This is a genomic window from Streptomyces sp. NPDC047072, from assembly GCF_040643855.1.
Taxonomy (GTDB): Bacteria; Actinomycetota; Actinomycetes; order Streptomycetales; family Streptomycetaceae; genus Streptomyces.
Map to the genome: position 1 here is coordinate 1 of NZ_JBEYVC010000292.1, position 7814 is coordinate 7814.

At 70.2% G+C, this 7814-nt stretch carries 8 protein-coding genes and 1 pseudogene; 7 read left to right on the forward strand and 2 right to left on the reverse strand.

The window, feature by feature from the left end:
• Window positions 1-94: 94 nt before the first annotated feature.
• The 4 genes and pseudogenes from ABZ896_RS51120 to ABZ896_RS51135 all read left to right on the forward strand — a co-directional run.
• Window positions 95-487, forward strand: a pseudogene (locus ABZ896_RS51120) (ATP-binding protein); the annotation flags it as partial.
• Between the two features lie 169 nt (window positions 488-656).
• On the forward strand, window positions 657-1124 hold the full coding sequence (locus ABZ896_RS51125; RefSeq protein WP_360945863.1) for a single-stranded DNA-binding protein: 468 nt from the start codon (window positions 657-659) through the stop codon (window positions 1122-1124).
• Window positions 1125-1389: 265 nt separating this feature from the next.
• A complete protein-coding gene (locus ABZ896_RS51130; protein WP_360945866.1) occupies window positions 1390-2802 on the forward strand; it encodes a Cys-Gln thioester bond-forming surface protein in 1413 nt (470 codons plus the stop codon).
• Window positions 2803-2836: 34 nt separating this feature from the next.
• Complete coding sequence (locus ABZ896_RS51135; protein ID WP_360945869.1) at window positions 2837-3199, forward strand: hypothetical protein; 363 nt, start codon at window positions 2837-2839, stop codon at window positions 3197-3199.
• Here the strand turns inward: ABZ896_RS51135 and ABZ896_RS51140 are convergent.
• Window positions 3196-3771, reverse strand: a complete 576-nt coding sequence (locus tag ABZ896_RS51140) for a hypothetical protein (protein ID WP_360945872.1) — start codon at window positions 3769-3771, stop codon at window positions 3196-3198. The genes ABZ896_RS51135 and ABZ896_RS51140 overlap by 4 nt on opposite strands.
• Before the next feature lie 175 nt (window positions 3772-3946).
• Here ABZ896_RS51140 and ettA point away from each other — a divergent pair, with 175 nt between their 5' ends.
• Genes ettA through ABZ896_RS51155 form a run of 3 tightly spaced genes read left to right on the forward strand, consistent with a single transcriptional unit; the run spans window position 3947 to window position 6696 of the window.
• Complete coding sequence (ettA, locus tag ABZ896_RS51145) at window positions 3947-5611, forward strand: energy-dependent translational throttle protein EttA (RefSeq protein WP_360945875.1); 1665 nt, start codon at window positions 3947-3949, stop codon at window positions 5609-5611.
• A gap of 6 nt (window positions 5612-5617) precedes the next feature.
• The gene (locus ABZ896_RS51150; RefSeq protein ID WP_360945878.1) at window positions 5618-6031 is read left to right on the forward strand and encodes a thioesterase family protein; all 414 of its coding nucleotides are present in this window, start codon (window positions 5618-5620) and stop codon (window positions 6029-6031) included.
• Complete coding sequence (locus ABZ896_RS51155; protein WP_360945881.1) at window positions 6028-6696, forward strand: hypothetical protein; 669 nt, start codon at window positions 6028-6030, stop codon at window positions 6694-6696. The genes ABZ896_RS51150 and ABZ896_RS51155 overlap by 4 nt, the downstream gene beginning before the upstream one ends.
• A gap of 6 nt (window positions 6697-6702) precedes the next feature.
• On the opposite strand, the gene ABZ896_RS51160 is transcribed toward ABZ896_RS51155, so the two are convergent.
• On the reverse strand, window positions 6703-7659 hold the full coding sequence (locus ABZ896_RS51160) for an ABC transporter ATP-binding protein (protein ID WP_360945884.1): 957 nt from the start codon (window positions 7657-7659) through the stop codon (window positions 6703-6705).
• Between the last annotated feature and the right edge of the window lie 155 nt (window positions 7660-7814).

The window sequence follows — 7814 nt, forward strand, 5'->3', positions numbered from 1 at the left end:
CCTGGTACGGCTCTCCTCCTCGATCCGGGCCAGCCGCACCAACCGGACCTGGTTCAGGACCTGTTGTTGGTGGGTGGAGCGCAACTGGGCCATGGTCTCGGCCCGGGCCGGGCTGCCGCCGGGCCGGCCGCCGCGTCCGGGCTGGTGGCCGGCGGCCGTGCTGGCCCAGGCGGCCATGACGCTCCTCCAGATCGTCGGCGGGCTCTGGCTGGTCGGGCAGATCGTCGGCTTCATGGCACCGAACCTGGGCGTGCCGGTGCTGCTGATGGTCGCGGGCATCATCGGCGGCCCGCTCGTCGAGTGGAGCTGCCGGATGGCGGCGCGGGGGCCGGCACGGCGGTACGGCGTGGAGGCGGAACGGCGGCTGCGGGAGGCGGCGGCCGGGTGCGGGCGAGCCCGGGTGCTGGATCCGGTGGCGGCGGAGCTGCTGCGGTACCGGGAGGTGCGGGAGCAGTACGTCAGGGTCGTGGGGGCCGGGGTGGGGTGACCCATCGGCCCCGGTGACCTGCGTGGCGGCTCGGGTGTCCCTCGATCGGGTGGCGGAGTTCTCCACAACCCGGCGGTGGTCCACAGGGCTCAGCGGGCCCGTCCCGACGGAGGCAGTCTGGCATCCGTACGGGACGGGCCCGTACACATGTCAGGAGGGGATTCCCGCGATGAACGAGACGATGATCTGCGCGGTGGGCAACGTGGCGACGCAGCCGGTGTACCGGGAGCTGGCGACGGGCGCGTCGGTGCGGTTCCGGCTGGCGGCGACCGCGCGCTATCTGGACCGCGAGAAGAACGAATGGACCGACGGGCACACCAACTTCTTCACGGTGTGGGCCAACCGCCAGCTCGCCACGAACGTGTCGGGATCGCTCAACGTCGGCGATCCCGTGGTCGTCCACGGCCGACTGAAGGTGCGCACGGAAGGGCGCGAGGGGCAGCCGTCCTGGACCTCGGCCGACATCGACGCCGTCGCGATCGGCCACGACCTGGCGCGCGGCACCTCCGCCTTCCGGCGCACCCAGCGGACGGAGGGGGCCGTGCCCGGCGCGTCCGACCGGCCGGAGCCGGCCTGGGAGACACCGGCCGGCGAGACGGCGGTCGAACGGCAGTTGGAGCCTGTGGCGGTGACATGACGTCAGTCACCTGGACGTCATCCTGACCGAACCGCGGCTTATCGATGAGTGCGTCCCGGTCATCCGAGGTGGATTTGTCGATAAGCCCCGCTCGCAAAAAGCGGCGGCGATAACGATTCCGAGTCGGATCGATCTTCCGGCGGCCTCCCGGGAAGCGCGGTGCGCGCGTCTCCCTAGGATGCCGAACACAGCTCCCGATGCTGCTGATCCCGGTGGTGGGGCCGCCACCCCGCCCGTCAACGGGTCCTGCTCGAAAGGGAATTCCGTGCTTTCTGCGTACTCCACCCGGTCCGTTCGCGGACGGGGGGCAGCCCGTATGGCCGTCGCCACCTTCGTCTCCGGCCTGCTCGCGGCCGGTGTGGCGATGGTCGGTGCCGGCACGGCGGCCGCGGACGACACGGCACCGGACAGAGGCGGGGCGACCGCGACGATAGGCGACCTCAAGACCTACGGCGACGCGGTGATACACGACACCGACGGTGATCTCCGGGTGCCCGCCGGGCTGTTCGAGATGTCCGTCGAGGGCGGCGGCACCCTCCAGACGTACTGCGTGGACCTCTACAACCCCACGCAGAAGGGCGCCAAGTACCACGAGACCGACTGGAGCGGGACGGCGCTGGGCGCCAACAAGGGTGCGGGCAAGATCCGTTGGATCCTGCAGAACTCCTACCCGCAGGTCAACGACCTCGCCGCACTCGCCGCCGCGGCGGGCACCGGCGCCGGACTGACCGAGCAGGACGCGGCGGCCGGCACCCAGGTGGCCATCTGGCGCTACTCGGACGACGTGGACGTCGACGCGGTCGACCCGCAGGCCGAGAAGCTCGCCGACTACCTGGAGCGCAGCGCCCGTGCCGCGGCCGAGCCCGAGGCGTCGCTGACGGTCGACCCGCCCGCGGTCTCCGGCCGCCCCGGCGAGCGGATCGGCCCGGTGACGGTGCACACCAACGCGGCCGGCGCGACGGTGATCCCGCCGGCGGACGCGGCCGCGAGCGGGGTGCGGATCGTGGACGCGGACGGCAAGGAGGTGACCTCCGCGGTCGACGGCAGCAGGATCTGGTTCGACGTCCCCGAGGACGCGGCGGCGGGCTCGGTCGAGCTCACCGTCCAGGCCTCCACCACCGTGCCGGTCGGCCGGGCCTTCGCCTCCGAGAGCCGCAGCCAGACCCTGATCCTCGCCGGGTCCAGCGAGTCGACGGTCTCGGCGACGGCGGACGCGACCTGGGCCGAGCGGGGCGCGATACCGGCACTGTCCGCCGAGCGGAACTGCTCCGCGGGGGGCCTCGACGTCACCGTGGCCAACGAGGGCGACCAGGACTTCACCTTCGACCTGCTGGGCACCGAGTACTCCGTCGCGGCGACCGAGAGCCGTACGGTGACGGTCCCGCTCCAGGAGGACCAGGCCTACGACTTCACGATCAAGGGGCCCGACGGTCTCGAGAAGCGCTTCAACGGCGTGCTGGACTGCCGTACCCGGAGCAGTGAGACCGGCACCCAGGCGCAGACCTACAGCGACCCCAGCCCGGCCACGGTGGTCACGCCCGAGACCGACGTGAACCTCGCCGAGACCGGCGGGTCCGCCGTGACCCCGCTGATCGCCGGTACGGCCATCGGGCTGGTCCTGATCGGGGGCGCGGCGCTGGTCCTCGTACGCAAGAAGGAGACGTCGGCGCAGGACTGACCGCGCGCGGTGCCGCGGCGGCACAATGGGGCCCATGACCCCCTCCACCGCGGTGCCCGGGCGTGACACTCCTCCGTTCTCGATCCTGTCCCTCTGGTCGCACGACTCGGTGCTGTCGATCGGGTCGGTGGGCTCCGTGCTGTCCATCGGCTCCGTGGGCTCGGCCCTGTCGATCGGCTCGATCGGCAGCGCGCTGTCGGTCGGTTCGATGGGGTCGGCGCTGTCCCTGGTCTCGGCGGGCTCCTGGATGAGCACGGGATCGGTCCTGTCCGCGTACTCACGCTGGTCGACCCTGTCCTGGCGCTCCTCGCGCGCGTTCCGCTCCGCGGGGGCGGCGGGGGTGGTGACCGCGGCGGCACTGTTGCTGACGCACCGGGCCCTGCGGACGCGGGCTTAGGACCGCCGGCCCGGCCAGCTGTAGGCGTACGACAGGGAGAAGGTGCGGGAGATCCACTCGCGGACGGGTTCTCCCGGGCTCGGCCGGGTGGCCGTGGTGCCGATCTCGGCGCGCACCTCGGCGAGTTCCGCGGAGTGGTCCGTGACGGAGAGCAGGGTGCCGTCCCAGAAGGTGAGTTCGCGGACCTCCCGGTACATCCAGGCCGGCCGGAACCCCATATTCAGGTACAGGATCTCGTCGGGCTTCCCGTCCCCGACGAGGAGCCGGCCGGTGAAGGCCGCGGGGAGGCCGAGCCCGCGGTAGGTCCAGGCCGGTGAGCCGCTCTCATCCTGACGGGGCCGTACACCGGCCAGCGGGGGCGGCTCCCCTTCCAGCCCGACCTCGAGTTCGTGCAACACCAGCAGGCCCTGATCGACGACGTACCGGCAGACGCGGCCGCGATAACAGCCGGTACTGGTCGCCCGCGGCTGCATCCCGTACGCGGCCGGGTCGAACAGCCCGGAGCCGTCGACGGCGGTGACCGCGAACCGTTGTCCCCGGAGGCGTATCTCGTCTGGGATCTGGGCCGTCATGGCAGCAGACGGTAGGACATGTTCACCCGACAGTGACAGGGGAGTCGCAGGCCTCGGTCTGTGAATCCCCAGGTCACAGCCCCACGACCAAACGGGTTACCACCCGAGGGTGGACGTCGGGCAAGATGGGGTGTATCTGCCCACTGCCAGATTTCAAGCTGCCGGACGGTTTCTCTTGGCTGAGTACATCTACACCATGCGCAAGACGCGCAAGGCAATCGGCGACAAGGTCATCCTTGACGACGTCTCGCTGAACTTCCTGCCCGGCGCGAAGATCGGTGTGGTCGGCCCGAACGGTGCCGGTAAGTCCACGATCCTGAAGATCATGGCGGGGCTGGACCAGCCGTCGAACGGCGACGCGTTCCTCGCGCCCGGCTACACCGTCGGCATCCTCCTCCAGGAGCCCCCGCTCAACGAGGAGAAGACGGTCCTGGAGAACGTCCAGGAGGGCGTCGCCGAGGTCAAGGGCAAGCTCGACCGGTTCAACGAGATCGCCGAGCTCATGGCGACCGACTACAGCGATGCCCTGCTCGACGAGATGGGCAAGCTGCAGGAAGAGCTCGACCACGCGAACGCGTGGGACCTCGACGCTCAGCTGGAGCAGGCCATGGACGCCCTCGGGTGCCCCCCGGGCGACTGGGCCGTCACCAACCTCTCCGGTGGTGAGAAGCGGCGCGTGGCGCTCTGCAAGCTGCTGCTCGAAGCGCCCGACCTGCTGCTTCTCGACGAGCCCACCAACCACCTCGACGCCGAGTCGGTGAACTGGCTGGAGCAGCACCTCGCGAAGTACGACGGCACCATCGTCGCCGTGACCCACGACCGGTACTTCCTGGACAACGTGGCCGGCTGGATCTGCGAGGTCGACCGCGGCCGGCTGCACGGCTACGAGGGCAACTACTCCAAGTACCTGGAGACCAAGCAGACCCGACTCAAGGTCGAGGGCGCGAAGGACGCCAAGCGCGCCAAGCGGCTCAAGGAAGAGCTGGAGTGGGTGCGGTCCAACGCCAAGGGACGGCAGGCCAAGTCCAAGGCGCGTCTCGCTCGCTACGAGGAGATGGCCGCCGAGGCCGACAAGATGCGGAAGCTGGACTTCGAGGAGATCCAGATCCCGCCGGGCCCGAGGCTCGGCAGCATCGTCGTCGAGGTCTCCAACCTCTCCAAGGGCTTCGGCGACAAGCTCCTCATCGACGACCTCAGCTTCACCCTGCCCCGTAACGGCATCGTCGGTGTCATCGGCCCCAACGGCGCCGGCAAGACCACCCTCTTCAAGATGATCCAGGGTCTGGAGACCCCGGACTCCGGCTCCATCAAGGTCGGCGAGACCGTCAAGATCTCCTACGTCGACCAGAGCCGTGCGAACATCGACCCGAAGAAGACCCTCTGGGCGGTCGTGTCGGACGAGCTGGACTACATCAACGTGGGCCAGGTCGAGATGCCCTCGCGGGCGTACGTCTCCGCGTTCGGCTTCAAGGGACCCGACCAGCAGAAGCCCGCCGGCGTCCTCTCCGGCGGTGAGCGCAACCGTCTCAACCTCGCGCTCACCCTCAAGCAGGGCGGCAACCTGCTGCTCCTCGACGAGCCCACCAACGACCTCGACGTCGAGACCCTGGGCTCGCTGGAGAACGCGCTCCTTGAGTTCCCCGGTGCGGCCGTGGTCGTCTCCCACGACCGGTGGTTCCTGGACCGGGTCGCCACCCACATCCTCGCCTACGAGGGCGAGTCCAAGTGGTTCTGGTTCGAGGGCAACTTCGAGTCGTACGAGAAGAACAAGGTCGAGCGGCTCGGCCCGGACGCGGCCCGTCCGCACCGCGCCACCTACAAGAAGCTGACCCGGGGCTGATCGGTCTTGCGCCACATCTACCGCTGCCCGCTGCGTTGGTCGGACATGGATGCCTACGGGCACGTCAACAACGCGGTCTTCATCCGCTACCTGGAAGAAGCCCGTATCGACTTCCTGTTCCGTCCGGAGAAGGACTTCCAGCAGGGGTCCGTGGTGGCGAGGCACGAGATCGACTACAAGCGGCAGCTCGTCCACCGGCACCACCCGGTGGACATCGAGCTGTGGATCACTGAGATAAGGGCCGCGTCCTTCACCATCACCTACGAGGTGAAGGACGACGACCTGATCTACGTGCGGGCCTCGACGGTGGTCGTGCCGTTCGACTTCGCGGCCCAGCGGCCCCGCCGGATCACCGCCGACGAGCGGGAGTTCCTGGAGGGCTACCGGGACGACGACGAGGAGGAGGCCGTCGCCGCATGACGGTGCTCCACCTCGCCGACGAGGGGGAGGCGGCGGACCTCGCGGCCTTCCTCTCCCGGCTGCTCCACTACGACCGCGGTGCCGCGGTACGCCTCCAGGGCGCGGGCACCGCGCTCGCCGTCTTCGGGCGCCCGCCGTCCTTCGAGGTCCTGGCGATCCGCGCGGTGCGGCTCGCCAAGCCGTACGAGAACGGGCTGGACGTCACCCTCGACGTGACCGTCTCCGCGGGTGAACTCCTGGAGTCCGTCGAGGAGTCGGCCGCGACCGCCGTCGTACCGCAGGCCGTGACCGGGCCGCCGTGGGCCGGGGTGCTGCCGCCGCGCGGCGGGTGGCGGTCGGTCGCCGGACTGCCGGCGGTCGACGCGCTACGGGCACTCGTCCATGCCGGGGTCTCCGAATTCCGTTCCCGCACCGAGGAGTTGGTGCCCGAGGAGCGCACCCGGGCCGCGCTCGACCGGCTCGGACGGGAGATCTGGTCCCGGACCGTGGGGGAGACCGGGCTCCCCGTGCGGGTCGTGCACGCGGCCCAGTCGCTCGGATTCCTGCGGGCTGAGGGGGAGTTGGCGCTCTTCTCCTCAGGAGCCTGGCTGCGGCTGCGGACGCCCTACGGCTCGATCGCCGTACGGCAAGGGGGACTTGGGACGCTGGGCGTCAGCGTGCGCTGAGTCCGGCTAATCCTTCGCGCTGTCGTCGGGCCATACGGCGATGTGGTCCCGTTCCAGTTCCAGTGCCACGCGGTCACGCATGCCCAGGCTCTGCGTGTACTCCTTCGGGAGTTGGAGACGGCCCGCCCGATCGAGCATCGCGTACTCGCGGGCGACGACCGTCTCGTGGCCCGTCGCCGCGTCGACCTCGCTGCGGCGCAGGACCTCCGTGGAGGTGCGGCCGTCGCGGATCGCGACCGTGCGGCGGACCTCGCCGGCGACCGCCTGGTCGTGGGTGACGATCACGATCGTCGTGCCGAGCTGTTCGTTGGCGGTGCGGAACGCGCCGAAGATCTGTTCCGCGGTGCGGGAGTCGAGTTCGCCGGTGGGTTCGTCGGCGAGCAGGACGGCGGGGCTGTTCGCCAACGCCACGGCGATCGCGACGCGTTGCTGCTGGCCGCCGGACATCTGGTGGGGGCGGCGGTCCCGGCAGTCGGCCACCTCCAGCAACTCCAGGAGTTCCAGGGCGCGTTCGGTGTGGGCGCGGCGGGACGCCCGGGTACCGGACAGCTGCATCGGGAGGGTGATGTTCTGGGCGGCGGTCAGGTAGGGGAGGAGGTTGCGGGAGGTCTGCTGCCAGACGAAGCCGACGGTGGTGCGGCGGTAGGCCAGGCGGGACTTGGGGGTCATGGCGAGGAGGTCGTGGCCCGCGACCCGGGCGGCGCCGGCGGTGGGGGTGTCCAGGCCGGCGAGGATGTTCATGAGGGTGGACTTGCCGCTGCCGGACGCGCCGACGAGGGCGAGGAGTTCGCCCTCGCGGACGAGGAGGTCGAGGCCCTGGAGAGCCTGGACCTCTACGCCGTCGGTGGTGAAGATGCGGACGAGGCGGTCGCAGGTGATCAGGGCGTCGTGGCCGTAGGAGGGTTCGGCGCGGGCTGCGGTCGCCTTGTGGGCGAGGTCGGTGAGAGTGGGGTTCGTTGTCATCGGCCGTCTCCTGGAAAGAGGGCGCAGGTCGCAGGTCGGGTGCGGGCTTCGTCGTGGCTGGTCGCGCCCAGCGTCGTCGAACCGTCGTAGTACGTCTGCCCCGAAGCAATCGATGGGGGCAAGGGAATGGGCACGGTGGAGGCGCTGGACGCATT